24 protein-coding genes, 2 riboswitches and 1 other annotated feature are annotated in these 23295 nt (G+C 35.4%); of the genes, 20 read left to right on the top strand and 4 right to left on the bottom strand.

Annotated elements, in window-relative coordinates:
• The 7 genes from Q0977_RS03750 to trpA form a co-directional block, all read left to right on the top strand.
• The coding region (locus tag Q0977_RS03750) for an SH3 domain-containing protein (protein WP_299510725.1) at positions 1-909 on the top strand (909 nt) is incomplete at its 5' end.
• A gap of 355 nt (positions 910-1264) precedes the next feature.
• Positions 1265-1477, top strand: a binding site (T-box leader).
• 96 nt (positions 1478-1573) lie between these two features.
• A complete protein-coding gene (locus tag Q0977_RS03745; protein ID WP_124217535.1) occupies positions 1574-2947 on the top strand; it encodes a chorismate-binding protein in 1374 nt (457 codons plus the stop codon).
• A 23-nt stretch (positions 2948-2970) separates the two neighbouring features.
• Positions 2971-3999, top strand: coding sequence for an anthranilate phosphoribosyltransferase (trpD, locus tag Q0977_RS03740; protein ID WP_119416762.1), 1029 nt, complete (start codon positions 2971-2973; stop codon positions 3997-3999).
• Complete coding sequence (gene trpC, locus Q0977_RS03735) at positions 3996-4787, top strand: indole-3-glycerol phosphate synthase TrpC (protein ID WP_299510720.1); 792 nt, start codon at positions 3996-3998, stop codon at positions 4785-4787. The genes trpD and trpC overlap by 4 nt, the downstream gene beginning before the upstream one ends.
• On the top strand, positions 4784-5410 hold the full coding sequence (locus Q0977_RS03730) for a phosphoribosylanthranilate isomerase (protein WP_367269433.1): 627 nt from the start codon (positions 4784-4786) through the stop codon (positions 5408-5410). The genes trpC and Q0977_RS03730 overlap by 4 nt, the downstream gene beginning before the upstream one ends.
• Positions 5403-6602, top strand: a complete 1200-nt coding sequence (trpB, locus tag Q0977_RS03725; RefSeq protein ID WP_299510718.1) for a tryptophan synthase subunit beta — start codon at positions 5403-5405, stop codon at positions 6600-6602. The genes Q0977_RS03730 and trpB overlap by 8 nt, the downstream gene beginning before the upstream one ends.
• On the top strand, positions 6602-7384 hold the full coding sequence (trpA, locus tag Q0977_RS03720) for a tryptophan synthase subunit alpha (RefSeq protein WP_299510716.1): 783 nt from the start codon (positions 6602-6604) through the stop codon (positions 7382-7384). Before trpB ends, trpA begins: the two co-directional genes overlap by 1 nt.
• A gap of 138 nt (positions 7385-7522) precedes the next feature.
• On the opposite strand, the gene Q0977_RS03715 is transcribed toward trpA, so the two are convergent.
• The 4 genes from Q0977_RS03715 to Q0977_RS03700 are packed head-to-tail and all read right to left on the bottom strand — an operon-like array spanning position 7523 to position 10164.
• A complete protein-coding gene (locus Q0977_RS03715; RefSeq protein ID WP_299510714.1) occupies positions 7523-8380 on the bottom strand; it encodes an energy-coupling factor ABC transporter ATP-binding protein in 858 nt (285 codons plus the stop codon).
• Positions 8377-9168 (bottom strand): cobalt ECF transporter T component CbiQ, encoded by a 792-nt coding sequence (gene cbiQ / locus Q0977_RS03710; RefSeq protein WP_299510712.1) that lies wholly within the window; start codon positions 9166-9168, stop codon positions 8377-8379. Before cbiQ ends, Q0977_RS03715 begins: the two co-directional genes overlap by 4 nt.
• The gene (locus Q0977_RS03705) at positions 9155-9463 is read right to left on the bottom strand and encodes an energy-coupling factor ABC transporter substrate-binding protein (protein ID WP_299510710.1); all 309 of its coding nucleotides are present in this window, start codon (positions 9461-9463) and stop codon (positions 9155-9157) included. Before Q0977_RS03705 ends, cbiQ begins: the two co-directional genes overlap by 14 nt.
• Complete coding sequence (locus tag Q0977_RS03700) at positions 9460-10164, bottom strand: energy-coupling factor ABC transporter permease (RefSeq protein ID WP_299510745.1); 705 nt, start codon at positions 10162-10164, stop codon at positions 9460-9462. The genes Q0977_RS03705 and Q0977_RS03700 overlap by 4 nt, the downstream gene beginning before the upstream one ends.
• 224 nt (positions 10165-10388) lie before the next feature.
• Positions 10389-10573, bottom strand: a riboswitch (cobalamin riboswitch).
• A gap of 282 nt (positions 10574-10855) precedes the next feature.
• A riboswitch (cobalamin riboswitch) is annotated at positions 10856-11047 on the top strand.
• A 156-nt stretch (positions 11048-11203) separates the two neighbouring features.
• On the opposite strand from Q0977_RS03700, the gene Q0977_RS03695 reads away from it, so the two are divergent.
• Genes Q0977_RS03695 through cobA form a run of 13 tightly spaced genes read left to right on the top strand, consistent with a single transcriptional unit; the run spans position 11204 to position 23295 of the window.
• Positions 11204-11569: a ferredoxin gene (locus Q0977_RS03695; RefSeq protein WP_299510708.1), complete on the top strand. Its 366-nt coding sequence runs from the start codon at positions 11204-11206 to the stop codon at positions 11567-11569.
• Between the two features lie 18 nt (positions 11570-11587).
• Positions 11588-13258, top strand: a complete 1671-nt coding sequence (gene cobJ, locus Q0977_RS03690; RefSeq protein WP_299510706.1) for a precorrin-3B C(17)-methyltransferase — start codon at positions 11588-11590, stop codon at positions 13256-13258.
• Positions 13259-13274: 16 nt separating this feature from the next.
• Positions 13275-14153: a sirohydrochlorin chelatase gene (locus Q0977_RS03685; RefSeq protein WP_299510704.1), complete on the top strand. Its 879-nt coding sequence runs from the start codon at positions 13275-13277 to the stop codon at positions 14151-14153.
• A complete protein-coding gene (gene cobK, locus Q0977_RS03680; RefSeq protein ID WP_299510702.1) occupies positions 14150-14917 on the top strand; it encodes a precorrin-6A reductase in 768 nt (255 codons plus the stop codon). The genes Q0977_RS03685 and cobK overlap by 4 nt, the downstream gene beginning before the upstream one ends.
• 8 nt (positions 14918-14925) lie before the next feature.
• Positions 14926-15576, top strand: coding sequence for a precorrin-8X methylmutase (locus tag Q0977_RS03675; protein ID WP_299510743.1), 651 nt, complete (start codon positions 14926-14928; stop codon positions 15574-15576).
• Positions 15577-15587: 11 nt separating this feature from the next.
• On the top strand, positions 15588-16700 hold the full coding sequence (locus Q0977_RS03670) for a cobalt-precorrin-5B (C(1))-methyltransferase (RefSeq protein WP_299510700.1): 1113 nt from the start codon (positions 15588-15590) through the stop codon (positions 16698-16700).
• Positions 16678-17898, top strand: a complete 1221-nt coding sequence (cbiE, locus tag Q0977_RS03665) for a precorrin-6y C5,15-methyltransferase (decarboxylating) subunit CbiE (RefSeq protein ID WP_299510698.1) — start codon at positions 16678-16680, stop codon at positions 17896-17898. The genes Q0977_RS03670 and cbiE overlap by 23 nt, the downstream gene beginning before the upstream one ends.
• Positions 17891-18598 carry a precorrin-2 C(20)-methyltransferase gene (cobI, locus tag Q0977_RS03660; protein WP_299510696.1) on the top strand — a complete coding sequence of 236 codons (708 nt, stop codon included), beginning with the start codon at positions 17891-17893 and terminating at the stop codon, positions 18596-18598. Before cbiE ends, cobI begins: the two co-directional genes overlap by 8 nt.
• Complete coding sequence (gene cobM / locus Q0977_RS03655) at positions 18598-19380, top strand: precorrin-4 C(11)-methyltransferase (RefSeq protein WP_299510695.1); 783 nt, start codon at positions 18598-18600, stop codon at positions 19378-19380. The genes cobI and cobM overlap by 1 nt, the downstream gene beginning before the upstream one ends.
• On the top strand, positions 19377-20492 hold the full coding sequence (locus Q0977_RS03650) for a cobalt-precorrin 5A hydrolase (protein ID WP_299510693.1): 1116 nt from the start codon (positions 19377-19379) through the stop codon (positions 20490-20492). The genes cobM and Q0977_RS03650 overlap by 4 nt, the downstream gene beginning before the upstream one ends.
• 19 nt (positions 20493-20511) lie before the next feature.
• The gene (locus tag Q0977_RS03645) at positions 20512-21900 is read left to right on the top strand and encodes a cobyrinate a,c-diamide synthase (protein ID WP_299510691.1); all 1389 of its coding nucleotides are present in this window, start codon (positions 20512-20514) and stop codon (positions 21898-21900) included.
• Between the two features lie 13 nt (positions 21901-21913).
• Positions 21914-22534: a bifunctional precorrin-2 dehydrogenase/sirohydrochlorin ferrochelatase gene (locus Q0977_RS03640; protein ID WP_299510689.1), complete on the top strand. Its 621-nt coding sequence runs from the start codon at positions 21914-21916 to the stop codon at positions 22532-22534.
• The gene (gene cobA / locus Q0977_RS03635; RefSeq protein WP_299510687.1) at positions 22531-23295 is read left to right on the top strand and encodes a uroporphyrinogen-III C-methyltransferase; all 765 of its coding nucleotides are present in this window, start codon (positions 22531-22533) and stop codon (positions 23293-23295) included. The genes Q0977_RS03640 and cobA overlap by 4 nt, the downstream gene beginning before the upstream one ends.

The following is a 23295-nucleotide window of genomic DNA, read 5'->3' as shown; positions in this document are numbered from 1 at the left end:
ACGACATTATCAGTGAAAGAGACAGTGTTAACGACAGCGAATGTAAACCTACGTAAATCAGCATCAACAAAAACAACAAAATTGGCGACAATTCCGAATGGAACCAAACTTACTGTTACAAAGACCACAACGGTTAATAATGTGAAATGGGCTTATGTAAGTTATAACGGGAAAAAAGGCTGGGTTTCATATTCCTATTTAAAAAAATATCAAGCCACAACATTAACGACATTATCAGTGAAAGAGACAGTGTTAACGACAGCGAATGTAAACCTACGTAAATCAGCATCAACAAAAACAACGAAATTGGCGACAATTCCGAATGGAACCAAACTTACTGTTACAAAGACCACAACGGTTAATAATATGAAATGGGCTTATGTAAGTTATAACGGGAAAAAAGGCTGGGTTTCATATTCCTATTTAAAAAAATACCAAGCCACAACATTTACGACATTATCAATGAAAGAAACAGTGAAAACAACAGCGAATGTCAACCTACGTAAATCAGCATCAACAAAAACAACAAAATTGGCGACAATTCCGAATGGAACAAAACTTACCGTTACAAAAACTATGACAATTAATAATGTGAAATGGGCTTATGTAAGTTATAACGGGAAAAAAGGCTGGGTTTCATATTCCTATTTAAAAAAATATCAAGCCACAACATTAACGACATTATCAGTAAAAGAGACAGTGTTAACGACAGCGAATGTAAACCTACGTAAAACAGCATCAACAAAAACGGCTATTTTAGTGACAATTCCTAAAGGTACAAAACTTACTATTTCTAAAACTACGACGGTTAATAATGTGAAATGGGCTTATGGAAGCTATAACGGGAAAAAAGGTTGGATATGTTATTCTTATTTAACAAAAGCAACAAATACAACAGCAAGTAAATAAAGTTTAGTAACTAACAGCATCATTTTAGATGAACAAACAAAATTATATAATGAGCCAGATAACAAAAGCAGTATCATTGCAATTATTCCAAATGGCTTAGAATTAGAAATAAAAGTAACAAAGATTATTAAAAAGTGAAATGGGCAAACATACAAAGTAAATACTTAAAGGGATGGTTTGTAATGCCAACACTTAAAAACTAAAAATTAATTAAAATATAATTCAGAATAATAAAAAAGGTTGACATTTTCATGTTGAATCTTTAATATAACAGTTAATAAATGGTTCGAATGGATAGCAATTTCGGTAGCGAGATTGGTCCGATGAGTTGAGATTAGAATAGTTAAGCATAGCTGAGAAATTGAAGAATAAGAGTAGTAGCATATTTGACATTGTATAGAGAGTCAGCGTTTGGTGTAAGCTGATCAATGTAGTGTGTGAATGGACTTATGAGAGCATCCGTCAAAACAAAGTGAGTAATGGATGACGTCTAATCCTCGTTACGGATTTAAGAGGGAGTTTCAAAACTTCAACTTGAGGTGGCAACGCGGTCAATATCGTCCTCATGAAAGAGTACATCTTTCATGAGGGCTTTTTTATTTTTTTAGCTAAACGATTTGAATCTTTTTTCTCAAATTTGAACATTAATAGGAGATGATTTTTGATGATCGAGCAAGAAAATTATAGAACGACTGTAAAAAAGCTCAATGGTGATTCTTTAACGCCCATCTTAATCTTTCAAAGATTAAAGGGAAAACGGAAATTCTTACTTGAATCTGCTGCGAAGTTCCAAGAAGATGGCAGATATTCTATGATCGGCGTTAACCCGATCAAATCGTATAGTGGTAGTGATAATAAGCTAATAGAAAAACAATTCTATACGGGAAAAGAATACAGTTATGAAGGAGATTTACTATTACTTTTAAAACGAGTAATGCCTAGAATCACTGGTCCTTCCGAGTTTCCTTTTACTGGGGGCGCAGTTGGATATATCTCATATAATACAGCGGTGAATTCGCAGCATCCTAATACCTTAAAAATCCCTAGTGTAAATTTCTTTATCTACGAAACGCTTGTTATATTCGATCACCTGCAAGATGAAGTAATCATTATTCATACAGAAATAAATCCAGAACAACAAAAAGTTGATTTAGATTATTTAGTTAAGGAAATCCAAACGCCGCTTACCGATAAAGAAGAGAAAGGTTATGTGCTTTCATCTTTTACAAGCGACATTTCAAAGGAACAATTCTTAAAACAAATAGAAAAAGCAAAATCTTATATTCTGGATAAAAAGGTTAGTCAAATCGTGATATCAAGACAGCAACAAGCAACTTATTCAGGAAATGCATTTTCTATATACAGAAAATTAAGAAAACAAAACCCATCTCCATATATGTATTACATGGATTTTGATGATCATATTGTTTTAGGTACATCACCAGAAAGTCTAATTAAAGTCACAGATGATGTAATTACTGTAAATCCAATAGGTGGAACTAGAAAACGTGGCATGAATGAAGCGGAAGATCAACTTCTTGCTAAAGAATTATTAAATAATGCTAAAGAACAAAATGAACACGGCATGTTATTAGAAGTAGCCAAAAAGGATTTACTTCAAGTGATTCAACCAGGAACATTGCAAGTAAAACAATATATGAAATTAGAAAGATACGAGCATGTCATGCATTTAGTTTCTACTATTCAAGGAAAGTTATCGCCTGTTTATCACTCATTAGATGCTTTAATGTCAACTTATCCTGCTGGTGCGATAACAGGTTTGTCAAAAAGAACTGCAATAGAATTAATCGATCAAATAGAAACTGCTCACCGGAATATTTTTGGTGGAGCAATTGGATATATAGGTTTTAATGGCAATATCGACTTTGCTATTACCATTAGATCGATGCTATTAAAAGATGGAATTGCTTATATACAATCTGGGGCTGGTATTGTCGAAGATTCAGAAGTGGAAAGAGAATTTGAAGAGACAATCGAAAAAACAAATTCTTTGACCGCATTGTCAAATGTTGAGTAGAGCTGAGAGAGGAGAGGTTGTCAATGCAACAAGCGATTGAAAAGGTTAAAAACAACAAACATCTATTTTATGAGGAGATGTTAGATGCCGCAAAGGAAATGTTCCAAGATGATACACCACTTGAAGAAATAGAAGAGTTTTTGATAGCTTTATCGAAAAAGGGAGAAACCGCTCAAGAAGTTGCAGGTCTTGCCACAATCATGAAATCATTTGCTTTATCGGTTCCGGCTGAAATGGATCGTTATATGGATAATTGTGGAACAGGAGGAGATGGGTGCAATAGCTTTAATATTAGTACGACATCTGCTCTTGTTTTAGCTGCTGCGGGGGCTAAAATTACCAAGCATGGAAATCGTAAAATTTCAAGTGCCGCTGGAAGTTCAGATGTACTAGAAGCATTAGGCATCCATACTGATTTGACTATTCCAGAAACTCTTAAATTATTGGAACAAGAAAATGTTACTTTTTTATACGCACCGAATGTGCATCCAAAGCTAAAACGAATTGGTCAAGTAAGAAGAAAAATTGGTAAACCGACAATATTCAACTTAGTAGGGCCGTTAACAAATCCTGTTGATTTAGAAACACAATTTACTGGTATATATCGACAAGATTTTCTGATGGAATATGCAACTGTGATGAAAATGTTAGGAAGAAAAAGAGGGATTGTTGTTACAGGTGCAGGCGGAATGGATGAAGCATCTCTAGCGGGGCAAAATCAGTTTGTTCTTGTTGATCATGAAGATTTAATACCTTTTTCTCTTCGTCCTGAAGATGTCGGATTAAAAGAAGCACCTATAAGCGCTATTCGAGGTGGTAATCCTGATGACAATGCAATCATTTTAAGAGAATTGTTAAAAGGGAAAAGAGATGCTTATTTTGATGCAGTTGCTCTAAATACAGGGATTGGACTATTTGCTTACGGAACAGTAAATAAGATTAAAGAGGGAGTAGAACTTGCAATAGATACGATAGAATCTGGAAAAGCATTAGAAAAATTAGAAGCTGTAATAGCCTTTAGTGAAGCGCATCGAAAGGAGAAGATTCAATGACAACTATCTTAGATAAAATCATCGCTGAAAAAAGAACTGAAGTATTAAGACTTAAAAGAGAATCTACACAACTAAGTTTCGAAGTTTCAGAGAAACCTTCTCTTTTTGAAAAACTAAAAAACTCAAAAAATCTTCAAATCATATCAGAAATTAAAAGATCTTCACCATCAAAAGGAATTATTAATAGTAGTGTAAACCCAGCAAATCAAGCACTACAATATGCAAAAGCTGGTGCAGCATGTATTTCTGTTTTAACCGATACACCATTTTTTAACGGGAATTTTCAAGATTTAAAAGATGTCACACAAATCGTAGAAATCCCAGTTCTTTGCAAAGACTTTATCATTGATAAAGTTCAAATTGACTTTGCGAAAGCACACGGAGCTTCTGTTATTTTATTGATCGTTGCGGCCCTTTCTAAAGAAGAATTGTCAAACCTTTATCAGTATGCGACTGATCAAGGATTGGAAATATTGGTGGAAGTTCATGATGAAGAAGAACTAAAAGTTGCCTTAGAGATTGACGCGAAACTGATTGGTATCAATAATCGTAATTTAAAAACGTTTGAAGTCGATTTAAGAAATACTGAAAAAGTGGCTAAATCATTCCCCTTCCATGAGAATCGAGTGTTAATAAGTGAAAGTGGTATCAAAGATTCTAATGATGCAAAGTTTGTTGCTGGAATTGGCGCAAGTGCAGTTTTAGTTGGGGAGACTTTAATGCGTAGTGGTGATATTGAATCGACATTGCACTCACTACAAGTCCCAAAAGGGGTTGTTCGATTATGATTCCAAAAGTTAAAATTTGCGGTCTGATGGAAGAAGCAAATGTCATTTCAGCAGTCGAATCAGGTGTCGATGCAATTGGATTTGTTTTTGCAAAAAGTAAAAGACAAATCTCAATTGAAAAAGCGGCAGAACTTGCAAAAAATATACCCGAACATGTATTAAAAATTGGTGTATTTGTAGATGCATCTTCTGAGTATATACAACAAGCTTTTAAAGAAGTGCCTCTAGATTATGTTCAATTTCATGGAAATGAATCGAATGAGGACATTAAGAAAATCGGTGTTCCTTCAATTAAAGCATGTTCAGTGAAAAGTGAAGAGGATATAGAAAGAGCACTAACATATGACACAGACTTTTTACTTTTAGATGCACCTGGGGTTCAATTTGCTGGTGGAAGTGGCAAAACTTTTAATTGGGATTTATTAAATAACCCCTTATTAAAAGATAGAAAAGTAATTCTTGCAGGTGGTTTAAATGCTTCGAATGTAAAAAATGCCATTAACATTGCACATCCCTATATGCTAGATGTTTCAAGTGGCGTAGAAAATAACGGAAAGAAAGATAATCTTTTAATACATCGTTTTATGGAAACAGTAAAAGGAGAGTGTATCGCTAATGGTTAAAGAATTAAATGAGCAAGAAACAGGACGATATGGAAAATTTGGTGGTCAATTTGTTCCAGAAACATTGATGACTGCCCTAAATGAATTAGAAATAGCTTACAATGAAGCAACAAAAGATCCATCTTTTTATAAAGAATTGCAATATTATCTAAAAGATTATGTAGGCCGAGAAAATCCTCTCTATTTTGCTGAACGTCTAACAAAGAAAATTGGAGGAGCAAAAATATACTTAAAGCGCGAAGATTTGAATCATACAGGTGCGCACAAGATTAATAACGCATTAGGGCAGGCACTATTAGCAATAAGAATGGGCAAAAAGAAAATCGTTGCGGAAACAGGGGCAGGTCAACACGGCGTTGCAACTGCTACTGTTTGTGCTCTTTTTGACCTAGAATGTGTTGTATTTATGGGGAAAGAAGATGTAAAACGCCAAGCATTAAATGTTTTTCGGATGGAGTTACTAGGCGCTAAGGTTGTTTCCGTTGATAAAGGCGGCGGTACATTAAAAGACGCAGTAAATGAAGCGCTCCGCTACTGGGTAACAAATGTAGAAGATACACACTATATTTTAGGTTCTGCTACTGGTCCACATCCTTTTCCTAAAATTGTACGCGATTTCCAACGAATTATCGGAGATGAAACACGAAAACAAATATTAGAAAAAGAAGGAAGATTACCAGATGCTATTGTTGCTTGTGTTGGTGGCGGTAGTAATGCAATTGGTATGTTCCATCCATTTGTTAATGATGAGTCAGTGAAACTATACGGTGTTGAAGCTGCTGGAAGTGGTATTCAAACAGGGCTCCACGCTGCAGCATTTGCAGAGTTAAAAGAAGGGGTACTACACGGTGCCTATATGTACTTATTACAAGATGACAATGGATTTATCCAAGAGGCACATTCCATTTCAGCAGGTTTAGATTACCCAGCTGTTGGTCCAGAACATTGTTATTTACATGACATTGGTCGAGTAAAATATTCGTCTGTGACGGATGATGAAGCCTTAGAAGGTTTAAAATTATTGTCTCGCACAGAGGGGATTATCCCAGCATTAGAGAGTTCACATGCGATTTATAGGGCTGCGAAAATTGCAAAAGAAATGAAACCTGAAGAAATTCTGGTCATTAATCTATCAGGTCGTGGAGACAAAGACGTAGAAACAGTTCGAGCTGCAATGGGAGGCGAAAAATAATGACAACAAAACCTTTACAACTGGCTATTGAGAAAAAAGTAAAATCAGGTCAAAAAGCATTTATTTCATATATTATGGCAGGAGATGGCGGACTAAAGGCCATACGAAAACAAATCCTTTTCTTGCAAAATGCAGGGGTAACAGCGATTGAACTAGGTATTCCATTTACTGATCCTGTTGCTGATGGTCCCGTCATAGAGGAAGCAGGAAATCGTGCTTTAAAAGAAGGCGCAAACTTAAAAGTAATTTTAGATGAAATTGCATCTTTTAAAGAAGAGGTTCAAGTTCCTTTAATTGTGATGACGTATTTAAATCCAATACTCGCATATGGCATCGAAAAATTCGTTGCAAAATGTGAAGAGATAGGAATCACTGGCTTAATCATCCCTGATTTACCTATTGAAGAAGCTGGGTTGATTCAAGAAAAAATAAAGGAATCATCTGTTGCCCTTGTGCAACTCGTTTCTTTAACAAGTAAAGAAGATCGCATAAAAAAAATAGTGGAAGTTGCGGAAGGATTCATCTATGCTGTAACGGTGAATGGAATCACTGGCGTACGCAGCGAATTCGGAAAATCTTTGGACGAACATTTACACACGTTAAAAGAAATCAGCTCGGTTCCAGTTATTGCAGGCTTTGGTATTTCTACACCTGAGCAGGTAGAAGAAATCGGTGCATTAGCAGATGGAGTCATTGTAGGGAGTGCCATTGTAAAAGCATTTCATGAAGGAAACGAAGAATTTATTAAAGATCTAATTCCAAAAGTTAAAGTGACTGAATAACAAAAGTATTAAGATTAAAGCAAGATTTTCCTTTTGAAAAGCAAAAACCCGTCATAAATTTTTAAATTATGACGGGTTTTATAGTATTGATATTTGAAAATACTTACTAAGATAAGAAATTCCTGCTTAAAGAGAATTTTAAATTATTGTCTCTATTGGGATAGAAGTTTTTAAATAATTAATAAGTTCATCCTTATTTCTAGGAAATTCGTTTAAACCTTTTATGATATTCTTTGCTTGCAACAATTGAGACATTTCAAAGAGCCAAGGCTTATCTAAATGAGCTTTTAATAGTAATTCTTCTTGTTCAAAAATGTGAAAAGGATCTCCATGATAAATAATTTCTCCATCATTCATAACAATGATTTCATCTGCCCATTCGTAAGCAAAATGGACATCATGAGTCGATAAGATGATGGTTTTATCCAATTGTTGAATTTTATTCAGTAAGTTTAATATTTGTTTTGAATAATAACCATCAAGTCCAGCAGATGGTTCATCTAATATAAAAACATCAGGATTCATCGCTAACACACCTGCAATGGCAACACGCTTTTTTTGGCCTAAACTTAAAAAATGTATCGGTTTATCTTGTAAGGGTGTCACTTCTATTTCGGACATAGCCCATTCTACCATTTCTGTTACCTTTTCTGGAGACCAATTTAGATTTAATGGACCAAATGAAATATCTTGGCGTACATTACCAGCGAATAACTGTGAATCAGGATCCTGGAATACAATTCCAACGTGAGATCTCAACTCTAGTAAAGATTTTCGATTGTATTTCAAAGGTTTACCTTGAAAAAGAATTTTACCAGAAGTCGGCTGAAGGATTCCATTTAAATGCTGAAACAAAGTGGACTTTCCTGCACCGTTATTACCTAAAAGTGCAATTTTTTTACCCTTTGATATTTTCAGAGACAAATCCTTTAATGCTTTCGTACCATCAGCATAACAATGTGTTAAATGTTGAATTTCAAAGAATAAATCACTCAAACTAGAACTCCTCCAAACTTGATGTATAAACCGATGATGAACAAAATAACAATACTGATAAAAGTCCAATTTTTCGAAGAATATTGAAACGAATTCTCAAGATAATTCATAGAGTTATGATACCCACGTGAATCCATGGCGATTGTCAATTCTCTAGAACGAAGAAAGACGTTAGCAAAAAGGGATGCTACAAGCATTCCTAAAGAATGGAGCCCTTTTTTCACGGAAAGATACCCAAGCCTTGAATTTTGAGCTTGATAAATTCTTAATGAAATCTCCAAAAATACAAAGATAAATCGATAGTTTAATTCGATCAATTCGATCATAAGTTGAGGTACTTTACATTTTCTTAGAATATGCATTAAATCATGTACAGGTGTTGTTAATGTTAAGAAATATAAACAACTTATACTACTGAATACCGAAAAGAATAATTGAATACACATTTGAATGCTTTGAGATGCTATATACACAGTTCCGTTAAAGAGTGGATATTCCCATACTGCTTCGTGTATCCGTTCTGGTTGTTGCGTATATGAAATCAGTATACTAATCATACTGCTAATTAAAAATATTCCAGGGATGCTCAACATAGTAAGATAATACTTCCAAGGAATTTTAGCGACAAACACAGTTAAAGTGCTCATTATTAAAAAAGTAAGAAGTGAAACTAATATATCTTTTGCAGATAAAGAGAATACTAGTAGAAAAATAGATAAAACTATTTTTTCTAATGGGTGTGTTTTTGTTAAGCGATTGATATAAGCATATTGATCAATGAGTAACATGCTTTCCTTTTCCTTCTTTTTTGTTATCTTTTTTTGCCTTACCACGCGCAAATCCGATAAAGTAACCGATAAACGCTGCACCTATAGCAGCTTGCAAAGAGAATAATAGACTTTCAATCTCGCCACTTGGTGGTTCCCAAATACTTGAAAACCATGGTTTGTACGATTTATCAATTTGGGTGATGGCTGCTTCAGCTTGATCATCAGATCCTCCAAATTCAGCACCTTTTTGTAAAAATAATGGAAAAACAGCCATAAGGATAACTAGCACGATTAACAGAATATTCTTTTTCATCGTTGTTCAGCACCTTTCTTAAAAACTTTTAGTGCTTTTAATTCTGCAAGATTGTATTTTTGTAAGAAGTTCATAATAACAACTGTAAGAATCCCTTCACTAATCGCTAAAGGAATTTGAGTTATAGCGAAAATTCCACTGAATTTAGTGAATGATGCAACGAATCCACCAACTTCTGATGGGAAAGCAAGTGCTAATTGAATGGATGTAACGACATAAGTACCTAAATCGCCTAGTGTAGCTGCTAAAAATACTGCCCATGAAAATGATAATCCCATTTTTGTAGAACCTTTAAAAACACCATATGAAATAAGTGGTCCTACAATAGCCATTGAAAATGCATTAGCGCCTAATGTAGTCAGTCCACCATGTGCTAACAATAATGCTTGGAACAAAAGAACGATAAAGCCCACAATACTCATAGCAAAAGGACCGAATAATACAGTACCGAGACCTACACCTGTTGGATGTGAGCAACTACCTGTTACAGATGGTATTTTCAATGCGGATAGTACAAATGCAAATGCTCCGGACAAACCTAACATCATTTTTGTTTCTGGATGTTCAATGATTGTTTTGCGAACTGAACGAAAACCAATTACTAAAAATGGGATTGTGATTGCCCACCAGAAAATGGCCCATTCAACAGGTAAAAACCCCTCCATAATATGCATTGCAAAAGCAGGTTTTGGGACGATCATTATGGCAGCTAGGAAGTATAAAAGCTTCCAATTTAATAATTTTCTCAATTTTTCCAATCCTTTCAGACGATTATTATTTTTTTAACTTGTTACAGGTACACCTCCAATTAGAGCCTAAAAGGACAATAAAAAAAACACTTCTTACGACAAAAGAAGTGTTGATGAATAGTAAAAAAATGCTTGTTGAAAGCATATCTATTCTCACACCTATCCTCGTAGGTTGAAACTAATTCACACTTTATGGCAGGTCTCCTGGCTCAGATTCACCGTTATGCTTTCACCTTCCCATCATTGACAGTGGTATCACAAAGCATAACTCATCTTTACAGTGGCGGGACCGCGTTTGATTTACACAAACTTCCCTTTTCAGCTAAATGAAAAATTTAGCACCATAAAGTTTATTGAATTGATAGATTACGAAAATAGTATATCATGATTAAATTTCCAATTCTACATTTTTTGTTATACAGAAATTCATAAAACAATAAGAATGTTTTATAACAGTTAATTGATTTGTTTTTGTAGAAAATATTAACAAAATTACTATTTCTCCTTATTGTTTAATTTCTTCATCAATAAAAAACATATTTTAAAACGGCAAAAAATAGTATATGATTAATTCAGTTGAATTTTTATACAAAAAAATTGAATCAATTAATCATTCGTAAAATCGATTTGTTAGTTTGATTCAACTATATACTTTTTTAAAAGTGCTCTTATTAGATTAGTAAGAGATAATAGGGAAATCGGTTAAAAGCCGATGCAGCCCCCGCTACTGTATACATGGATGAAATGATAGAACTCACTGGTCATAAAGACTGGGAAGAGATCAGAGTAAAGTGAAATGTGAGCCAGGAAACCTGCTTTTAAAACGAAGTACGATACTTTTCGGAGGGAAAGGTAAAGACTATAGAAGCAGAATGGCATACATATTTGGCTATTTTCTGAATTATCTAGTTTTTAAACCTTGATTCTTGGAATTAAGGTTTTTTTATTTGCTTTTTTCTCTATTAAATTTTTTGGAAATCGGAGGTTGGATATGACAACTTGGAATTTGGCTGGTATGAAAAGTCATGTATTCATTTGTAATGGAAGTTCATGTATGAGAAAGGGGGCAGAGGATATTACATTAGCAATTCGGGATGAAATTGCGTTACTAGATTTGGATGAACAAATTCATACAACTAGAACTCGGTGTAATGGTCGGTGTAAAGATGCATGTATTGTTATAGCTTATCCACAAGGTAGTTGGTATAAAGCATCTAACACAGAAATTGCACGCGAAATTGTAAGGAATTGTATAACGCAGGAAAACAATCAACACGCAATCTACAATATGAAAGATGGAAAAATGATTTTGAATTCGAAAGTTGCTTCCATAACCGGTATTGACAAGAAAAAATAATGATAAGGAGAGGTTCACATGGCTAAACAAGGAAAACTATATGTTGTTGGTTTTGGACCTGGTGATTTTAAGCATATTACAGCAAGGGCAGTTGAAGCACTTCAAGAAAGTGATTTTATCATTGGTTATAAAACTTATGTTGAACTGATCCAAGATTTAATAACCGATGAAACTGCAGTAATTAGCACAGGTATGACAGAAGAAGTTTCAAGAGCACAAGAAGCTGTTCGACAAGCAGAATTAGGGAAAACAGTAGCTGTTATTTCAAGTGGGGATTCCGGGGTATATGGTATGGCTGGGCTAGTTTATGAAGTATTAATAGAAAAAGGTTGGACGGAAGCTACTGGAATTCCAGTCGAAATAATTCCTGGTATTTCAGCAATAAATTCATGTGGTTCACTTTTAGGTGCCCCCATTATGCATGATTCTTGCACGATCAGTTTAAGTGACCATTTAACACCTTGGAATTTAATCGCAAAAAGAGTAGAAGCTGCAGCCATGGCAGATTTTGTTATAGCTCTTTACAATCCACGTAGCGGAAGAAGAACGCGTCAAATTGTTGAAGCTCAGAATATTCTTCTACGATACAGATCACCTGAAACGCCGGTTGGACTGGTAAAAAGCGCTTATCGTGAACGTCAACATATAATCATAACAAATCTTGGAGAGATGCTTGACCATGATATCGGTATGCTGACGACGGTTATTATAGGGAATTCTTCTACATTTCTTTATGACAATAAAATGATTACGCCACGTGGATATCAAAGAAAATATACATTAAATTCAGAGAAACAAAATTTAAAGCCTCATCAACGATTGAAAGAGGAGGCGGAGCCATGGGCAATGGATCAAACAACCGGTGAGCAACGTATAAAATCTTCCGTAGCTGTTACAGCATCTGTTAAGAATATTCAAAAGGTTGAAACAAGTAAACAAGAACGCTCAAAAATTAGTTCATATGATATGGCTATGGAAGCGCTAAAACGTGTTTCTGGTGATCGACCAAAAGCTACCCACTATGTACATCAAGATTTTGAAGAAATATTTGAATTAGCTGTAAGTCCAGGAGTTGCCAATAAAAAGTTCACCCCTGATCAAATGATGACTTTAGCAATGGTCGTTGGTGAAAAAGGAACAATGGAGTATACACCTAATCATCAAATTGTTCTTAAAATCCCTACTTCTAATCCTGAAATTATCACAACAAAATTAAAAATCGTTGGTTTTTTATTATCGCCAATAGGAGATGTATTAACCTTAAAGGCGTGTGATTTTTGTGATGGTGAAAAAATGGGGGGCATTCCATATGCCGAAGAAATCCAAGAAAAGCTAGGTGGACTGAAATTACCAAAAGAGCTTCAAATTGGGTTTAACGGTTGTGGTATGGCTTGTTATAAGGCTGTTACAGATGATATTGGTATTATTTATCGGAAAGGTAAATTTGACCTGTTCTTAGGGGCTAAACCAGTTGGAAGAACTGCTCATCCTGGACAACCTGTAGCAGAGGGAATTGAACCTGACAAAATTGTAGAAGTGATCACAAACATTGTTCGAGAGTATAAAGAAAATGCACATCCAAATGAGCGATTATTTAAGTATTTCAAAAGAGTTAAACAAATCCAAGGTTTTGTGTATAGAGATGTAGCACCAAAAATAATGATTGAACCAGCGCCTTGTGGTGACTGATGTCGGAGGAGAAAATATGAAAGCAATTTTATTTGTAGGTCATGGTAGTAGATTGGCAGAAGGTAACGAAGAAGTGACAAAATTTGTAGAGCAGTTAAAACCAACTTTAGATAAGAATCTGTTTGTTGAAAGTTGTTTCCTTGAATTTGCATCACCAGATATCCCACAGGGAATTGACACTTGTGTTGCAAAAGGAGCAACTGAAATTCATGTAGTACCAATTATTTTACTACAAGCAGGTCATTCGAAGATTCATATTCCTGGGTCAATTGATGCTGGTAAAGAAAAATATCCTGATGTAAATATTGTCTATTCAAGACCACTTGGTATCCATGAAGGCATTTTCAAGATTTTAAAAGAACGACTATCAGAAACTGGATTTGATGTTGAAGGGGAAAATAATGATACTGCAATTTTATTAATCGGTCGTGGTGGTAGTGATATAGATGCGAATAGCGATTTCTACAAAATTTCTCGTATACTCTGGGAACAAATACATGTTCTTACAGTTGAAAATGCATTTATGGGTGTTACATATCCAAACGTTGATGAAGGAATCGAACGTTGTATAAAATTAGGCGCTAAAAAAATTATTATGCTTCCATATTTCTTATTCACGGGAATCTTAATGGAAAGAATGCAAGATATGCGTGTAAGATATGCTGCTGATTATCCTAGAGTAGATATAAAATTAGCCAATTATTTTGGCTATCATCCAATTTTAAAAACAGTGTTAAAAGATCGTATTGCTGAATCATTACAAGGTGAAGCTAAGATGAATTGTGACACTTGTCAATATCGATTAAATGCAGCTGAATTCGTAGAACATCACCATCATCACGAACACGACCATCATGATCATGAACACGATCACGTAGTAGGTGTTCATAAATGATCTTCATGTTAGCAGGCACTAGCGATGCCAGAGAACTTGCGATAAAAATAGGGGAAGCAGGGAGGAAAGTAATTGCAACAGTTGTGACGGAGTCGGCTGCAAAAAGTTTAACAGAAGCTGGAATACAAACAAACATCGGTCGCTTAACAGCTGAACAAATGGCGCAATTTATACAAGAATATAAATTGCAAGCTATTGTTGATGCAAGCCATCCTTTTGCAGAAGAAGCTTCAAAAAATGCTTTATTGGCGGCATCACAAATTGGGATTCCTTATATACGCTACGAAAGAGCAAGCCAGAGCTATACAAATCCGTTAGTAACCCTTGTTCAAGATTATGAGGAAGCGGCAGCATTAGCTGCAAAAAAACGTGGTGTTATTTTGCTGACAACGGGTAGTAAAACTTTAGGCGTTTTCACAAAACATTTGCTTGGTCTAGAAAATACACGGCTGATTGCACGAATGCTACCAAGACTCGATAATATGGAAAAATGCCAAACTTTAGGTTTAGAACAAAAAGATATTATCGCCATGCAAGGGCCATTTTCAAAAGAGTTAAATATGGCCCTTATTCATCAATTTGAAGTCACATTAATGATAACTAAAGAAAGTGGTAAAGTAGGTTCCGTTGATGAAAAGTTAGAAGCAGCTTTAGCATGTGGCATTGAAACCATTATGATTGCAAGACCAAAAGTACAATATGAAAATATACACTCAAGTTTTGAAGATGTTATAAAAGACTTGTCTTCAAAACTAGGAAACTAGGAGGAAAAATAATGACTAATTCAGAATTTAAACCCGTTACAATAGATCCAGATAAAATTTATGACCACAGTTTTGCAACAATTGCGGAAGAATATGGACCACATGATTTTACAGAAGATGAATGGAAAGTAATTCGTCGAGTTATACATGCATCTGCAGATTTTGATTTAGGTAGAAGTGTTATTATTCAACCCGAAGCGATTGAAGCAGGTATTAAAGCCATTCGTGCTGGAAAACCCGTTATTGCTGATGTCCAAATGGTAGAAGTAGGTACTGGACATAAGCGATTCCAAAAATATGGTGGCGATGTACACTGCTATATTTCAGATTCAGATGTTTCAAAAGCTGCAAAAGAGGCAGGAGTTACGCGTGCAATCATGTCAATGCGAAAAGCCGCAAAATTGCATGATGGTGGCATTTATGCAATTGGCAACGCGCCAACAGCATTATTAGAACTTATTCGACTTATTAAAGAAGGCGAAGCGAAACCTGATTTGATCATAGGTATGCCTGTTGGCTTCGTTTCAGCTGCCGAATCAAAAGAAGAATTAGCAAAAGTAACAGAAGTTCCATTTATCACTAATATGGGGCGAAAAGGTGGTAGTACAGTTACCGTTGCTGCTTTGAATGCTATTTCACTTTTAGCTGATCAAGCGTAATTATTAGTATTATGGAAAAGAAAAATAAAAAAGATCCATCACAAATGCGTCATGGCTATACAACAGGCGCTTGTGCGACAGCATGTACAAAAGCTGCATTAACGGCACTAATCACTGGTGAAGCACAAGAAACAGCTACGATACATTTGCCGATTGGACGTGATGTAACTTTTACAATAGAAAAAAGTACAATCTCTGGAGAATCAGTTAGTTGTGAAACGATTAAAGATGGAGGCGATGATCCAGATGCAACACATGGTGCATTAATCGTCTCAACTGTTAGTTGGCAAGAAGAATCCGGCATTTATTTAGACGGTGGAGTTGGAGTTGGTCGCGTAACGAAACCAGGTCTTCCAGTTGCTGTAGGAGAGGCAGCAATAAATCCTGTTCCACGTAAAATGCTCTATTCGACAGTGGAAGAAACATTGTCTGATTTTAATATTAAACGTGGCGTTAAAGTGATTATTTCTGTACCAGATGGAGAAAAAATTGCGAAAAACACACTAAATGGACGTCTTGGAATTATTGGTGGAATTTCAATTTTAGGTACTCGTGGAACCGTTGTACCCTTTTCGAGTTCAGCATATAGGGCAAGTGTTGTTGAAGCTATCAGCGTAGCTCATGCAACCGGGAATGATCATGTCGTTATGACAACCGGTGGACGAAGTGAAAGATATGCTATGCAACAATATAAAGGTTTACCTAAAGAAGCGTTTATAGAAATGGGGGATTTTGTTGGTTTCGCTATTAAACACTGTAAGCGTCTTGGTATAAAGCGAATTTCCCTCGTTGGTATGATGGGGAAATTTTCAAAGGTAGCTCAAGGGGTTATGATGGTACATTCAAAAAGTAAACCGGTTAACTTTGAGTTTTTAGCACAGTTAGCAAGAGACGTCGATGCACCCGAAGAAATCGTGAAACAAGTTACAGAAGCCAATACTGCATCGCATGTTGGAGAAATTATGTTGGAAACAGGTAATCAGAAATTTTTTAATCATTTATGTGAAGCTTGTTGTATGTCTTCTTTGAAACATGTCAAAGGCGGTCTCATAATGGATACCTCCATTTATTCGATGAAGGGTGAATTATTAGGGAGGGCTGATGGAATTGACACAGTCGATTAAGTTAATAGGAATAGGAGACAATGGATTAGCAAGTTTATTACCACAATATATACAATGGATTGAGAATAGTGAAGTGCTCATTGGCGGTGAAAGATTGTTAGAGTTCTTTCCTTATTATAAAGGTGAAAAGATTATCTTAAAAAATGGATTAAAAAAGATTGTTGAAACCATTCAAAATGAGAAAAGGAAAATTGTCATTCTAGCTTCAGGAGATCCATTATTTTACGGCCTAGGAGGCTATTTATCTAAAAAGTTGAATATAGAAGTTTATCCTTATGTAAGTTCTGTTCAGTTAGCTTTCTCAAAAATAGGCGAAAGCTGGCAAGATGCCTATATTACAAGTGTCCATGGTCGTTCTATGAAAGGATTAATTCAAAAAATTGATGGCTACGACAAAATTGCTTTATTGACAGACTCAGAGAATAATCCAAGTACTATAGCGCAATATTTAATAGAATTTGGTATGACTGAGTATCAAGCGTTTATAGCTGAAAATTTGCAAGGAGAAAATGAAAAAACAGGTTGGTATTCTTTAGAAGAAATGAAAGACGGCACTTTTTCAGCATTAAATGTAGTGATTTTAAAAAGAGTCGCTCCATCTCCAAAATGGTCACTAGGAATAGAGGACGATGAATTTTCTCAAAGACGTCCTGATAAAGGACTTATTACGAAAAAAGAAATTCGTGTGCTTAGTTTGCACGCTTTGCAACTTCAAAAAGAAAGTATCGTTTGGGACATTGGCACATGTACAGGTTCAATGGCGATCGAAGCAGCAAAAATTGCACGAGAAGGTCAAGTGTTTGCAATAGAAAAAAATGAGGGTGACTTAGCTAATTGTATGGAAAACCAACATAAATTCCGTACAGATTTAACAGCAATTCATGGCAAAGCGCCAGAAGGATTAGATTCTTTTCCAAATCCCGATGCAATCTTTATAGGAGGAACAGGTGGCAATATGAAGGAACTTCTAAAAGTTTGTTGTGAACGATTGAATGATAATGGACGAATCGTTCTAAATGCAGCAACCATTGAAAACTTATATAAAGCACTTGAATACTTCAAAGAATTAAATTTCAAAACGAATATTTTACATGCGCAATTAGCACATAATAAACCAATTTTGGGAATGAACCGATTCACACCACTTAACCCTATTTATATTATTACTGCTACTAGAAAGGAAGAAAACAATGACTAAAATTGGCACATTATATGGTCTTGGCGTAGGACCTGGAGATCCAGAACTTATTACAGTAAAGGCATTCCGTGTGATTCAAGAAACACCAGTAATAGCGTATCCTCGAAAAAGAAAAGGTAGTAAAAGCTACGCTCAACGAATTGTGGATGTATATATTAGACCAGGTGAAAAAGAAATGCTTGGTTTGGTTTTTCCTATGACTAAAAACCAGGATATTTTGGATGGTGAATGGCGCAATACAACAGAACTAGTCTATGAAAAATTACAAGAAGGCAAAGATGTCGCTTTTGTTACAGAAGGTGATCCTCTTCTTTATAGCACATTCATCCACATGATGAAATTAATGCAAGAACTTCATCCTGAAGTCGATGTCAAAACAGTACCTGGTATTTCTAGTTTTAATGGTTCTGCTTCCCGTCTTGGTATAGCATTAGCAGATGGAGATGATCATGTAGCAATCATTCCTGCTACGGATGAATATGAAGTAATGCGTAAAGCGATTGAAGATCATGATGCAGTAGTATTTATCAAAGTAGCAAAAGTAATGGATCTTATGATTGAAGTATTAAGAGATTTAAATTTACTTGACAAAGCTTCGGTTGTAACCAAAGTTACTTCTGAAGAAGAAGTCATATGGTCAATGGATGAATTAGAAGGAGCAGATTTAGAATATTTAACTTTAATGGTGGTGCGTAAATAATGAAGAAAATTTATATAGTTGGAGCCGGACCTGGAGATCCAGATTTAATCACAGTGAAAGGGTTAAAAATTTTACAAAGTGCTGACGTTGTCATGTATACAGACTCTTTAGTAAATGAAGAATTGATCGCTAAAGCAAGACCTGAAGCTGAGGTGTTAAGAACAGCTGGTATGCATTTAGAAGAAATGGTAGATATCATTATTGATCGTGTCAATGACGGTAAAACTGTTGCACGTATCCATACTGGAGACCCGGCTATGTATGGCGCGATTATGGAGCAAATGGCATTACTTAAAAAAGCCGATATTGAGGCTGAAATTGTACCTGGTGTTAGCTCAGTATTTGCATCAGCAGCTGCTGTTGGTGCAGAACTTACAATTCCAGATTTAACTCAGACTTTAATCTTAACTCGAGCTGAAGGTCGTACCCCAGTACCTGAATTCGAAAAGTTGCGTGATTTAGCTAGTCATCATTGTACAATTGCTCTATTCTTAAGTGCTACTTTAACCAAAAAAATTGTAAAAGAACTTCAAACAGCAGGATGGTCAGATGATACACCAGTTGCAGTAGTGCAAAGAGCTTCATGGCCAGATCAAAAAATTGTTCGGACCACTTTGGTCAATCTAGACGAAGATATGCGCAAAAATGGTATTCGAAAACATGCTATGATTCTCGCAGGCTGGGCACTAAATCCAAACATTTATGACAAAGATGAATATCGTTCAAAATTATATGATGCTACATTTACACATGGATTTAGAAAAGGCGTGAACCAACAATGATTGAGTTACAAGAAGGTATTCAACCAGAAGTTGATCAGCAAAATCAATATGCGATTGTAGCCATTACGAAACATGGCGTACAATTAGCAAGAAATCTGCATCATAATTTTATCCATTCTGATGTGTATTATATGAGTAAATTTGAACAAGGCGATGAAGAAGTAAAGCATATTCAATTATTTTCAGGAAGTGTTCGAATGCTTCTTCCAACACTATTTAAACAGTATAAAGGGATTATTTTAATCATATCACTTGGTGCTGTTGTTAGAATGATAGCACCTATTTTAAAGGATAAAAAAACAGATCCTGCAGTTGTCGTTATTGATGACCGTGGTGAAAATGTTATTAGTGTTCTTTCTGGTCATTTAGGTGGTGCAAACCAACTAACCCATGAAGTTGCCCATGTCTTAAATGCTCGACCTATCATTACTACTGCATCTGATGTACAAAAAACAATTCCTGTTGATTTGTTTGGCTCACGCTTTGGCTGGGAATGGGATTCTTCAGATAAATTGACTCCAGTAAGTGCATCTGTTGTCAATGAAGAACATGTTGCAATTGTGCAAGAATCAGGTGAAACAAATTGGTGGCATTTAGATAGTCCAATGCCAGAAAACTTACAGATTTATCCAACCATTCAAGCAGCTATAAAAGCCAAACCAAATGCAGCGCTTGTGATTACACACCGTATTTTAGCGAAAGACGAGGAACAAATTCTCGATAACGGTGTACTTTATCGTCCAAAAAATGTTGTAATCGGAATGGGATGTAATCGTGGAACATCTGCTAAAGAGATTGAAAATGTCATTAAAGAAACTGTACACGAACTTAAAATCTCGATTAAGAGTGTAAAAGCACTTTGCACAATTGATCTTAAAAAAGATGAAGAGGGATTTTTACAAGTTGTATCCAAATACGGTTGGGAATTTGTTTATTATCATCCAGATGAATTAAACGCTCAAAAAATAGAAGCCCCATCAGATACAGTATTTAAATATACAGGGGTCTATGGTGTAAGCGAACCTGCTGTAAGACTTTATACTGGGGCAAATCAGCTAGAGCTTATTAAGAAGAAATCAGGTAATACTACGATATCAGTTGCTTTAATGTAACGAGATAGGAGGTAATAAGATGTCAGCACATAGAATAGTAATCGCTGGTACTGGAAGTGGTGTCGGTAAAACAACCTTTACAATTGGTCTTATGGCTGCTTTACAGCAAAAAGGTTACATAGTGCAAGGATTTAAATGTGGTCCAGATTATATCGATCCTACATTTCATACTGCAGTCACGGGTAGAACATCCCGAAATTTAGATAGTTGGATGTTCAATGATAAAACACTCATGGATATTTTAGAACGAAGTAGCCGTGATTCTGATATTTCGATTATTGAAGGGGTAATGGGATTTTATGATGGAAAGTCACCAATAGAAGATAGAGGTTCTACTGCTGAAATTAGCATCTTAACCAAAAGCCCTGTGTTGCTTATAGTAAATTGTGCTAGTATGGCCCGTAGTGTTGCTGCCATTGTAAAAGGATTTCAACTACTAAATACAAATGTCAATATCGTAGGTATTATTGCCAATCAAGTTGGTAGTGAAGGACATTTTAAAATGGTGAAAGCAGCTGTAGAACAAGAATGTGGGATTCCTGTAGTTGGTTATTTGAAAAAAGAACAAAATATCCATATGCCAAGTCGACAATTAGGGCTAATACCAGCTATCGAACGTGGTGAATTACAACAATTCTTTTATCAATTAGGTGTATTAATAAATGCTACTGTGGATGTGGATAAAATATATGAACTCTCCAGTAGTTCTGAACTTCCAACTATTCAACCAAGTATTTTCGAACAAAAAGAAAATCAACATGTAAAAATTGCTGTAGCTAAAGACGCAGCTTTCAACTTTTACTATGAAGAAAATATTGAATTACTAAAAGCAAATGGCGCAACAATTGAATATTTTGCTCCATTAGATGGTGAAACAGTTCCTTCAGACGCAGATGGGCTATATATAGGTGGAGGATTTCCTGAAGAGTTCGCAAAAGAACTTTCCGAACAAACTGCTGTAAAAGATTCAATCCATAAAGCAATCTCTAGTGGATTGCCAACTTTAGCAGAGTGTGGCGGTTTTATGTTCTTAACAGAAGCAATTTACTCTACTGAAGGAGAACGCTTTGAAATGGCAGGTTGTATTCCGGGAACAGTTCAAATGCAGAAAAAGAGAGCTGCATTAGGCTATCGTGAAATCTTTGGTACGAAAGGGAATTTCTTAATTGAAGAAGGACAAGAAGCAAAAGGACATGAATTCCATTATTCTATATATTCAAAACCTGAAGACGTACCCCATGCCTATGAAACAAAAAGCCGTTTTCGTAAACAAGAGGAAGGCTATATGCATGAAAACTTAATAGCAGGATATACACATTTTCACTTTGCTTCTAACCCGATTTTAGCTATCCAATGGATAGAGCAATGTAAAAAATATCAGAAGAAAGCTGTGATTTCCCATTACTAATTACTATCCTATTATGTTGAATATCTCAGGAAAACAAGTCGTTGTCGTAGGTGGCGGTACTGTTGCTACAAGAAAAATTACAAGTTTATTAAGCTCCCAAGCTCAAGTAATAGTAGTTAGTCCTGAACTCTCACCTAAACTTCAACAATTAGCAGAAGAAAATGTGATTCAATGGAGAAAAAAATCCTTTTCTCCAGAAGATATAGTGAATGCATTTTTAATTATAGCTGCAACAAATTCTACTAATATCAATGAATTAGTCGCATCATCTGTTAGTCAAAATCAACTTTGTAATATCGTTGACAATGAAGCATTAAGTCAATTTATTGTCCCATCAGTCGTTCAACGTGGTCCTCTGACAATTGCAGTTTCAACGTCTGGTGCAAATCCAAAACTAGCAAAAAAAATCAAACAAGATTTAGAGGATCAATATGATGAATCATATGAAGATTATATTTTATTTTTACAACAAGCTAGACGACGAATTATTGATGAAGTAAAAGATTCTAAGAAAAAAAGTATCGTCTTAGAAGAATTACTAGATTCTCAGTTTTTCGTATTAACAACAACAAAACAACTAGCAGAACGTGAAAATCTATTCAAAAAATTATTAAAAAAGGGGACGATTCAATGAATCCCGGAAAAGTCTATTTAGTTGGTGCAGGACCAGGTGATCCAAAACTTATAACTGTATATGGCTTAGAGTGTATTAAAAAAGCTGATGTCATTGCATATGATCGCCTTGTTAATCCAGCTTTATTGGAAAACGCAAAAGAAGGTGCAGAATTGATTTTCTGTGGGAAATCCCCTGGCAAACATCATTTAATACAAGAACAAATTCATGAGTTATTAGTAGAAAAATCACTTGAAGGTAAAGTTGTAACTCGTTTAAAAGGCGGGGATCCTTGCGTTTTTGGTCGTGGGGCGGAAGAAGCTGAAGTGTTAGTCGAACATGGTATTGACTATGAATTTGTTCCTGGGATTACTGCTGGTATTGCAGCACCATCTTATGCTGGTATTCCTGTTACACATAGAGAATATGCTTCCAGTTTTGCAATAGTTACAGGACATGGTCGTGAAGAAAAAGGGCAAGATCATCTCAATTGGTATGCATTAGCTAATGGAATAGATACAATCGCTTTTTATATGAGCGTGGGGAATCTGGAACATATTAGTAAGAAGTTAATAGAAAATGGCAAACCAAGTACTACACCCGTTGCTGTTATAGAATGGGGAACAACTGAACACCAACGAACTATTACAGGTACATTAGAAAATATTCATAATCTCGTCGAACAGGAAGGTTTTCACAATCCATCGATGGTCTTAGTCGGAGATGTTGTTCAATTACGTGAAAAAATCCAATGGTTTGAAAGAAAAGCTATAGTAAAGTAA

The sequence above is a fragment of the uncultured Rummeliibacillus sp. genome (assembly GCF_934216135.1).
Classification (GTDB): domain Bacteria; phylum Bacillota; class Bacilli; order Bacillales_A; family Planococcaceae; genus Rummeliibacillus.
Note: the sequence above shows the minus strand (reverse complement) of the source record. Positions and strands in the feature narration are given on the sequence as shown.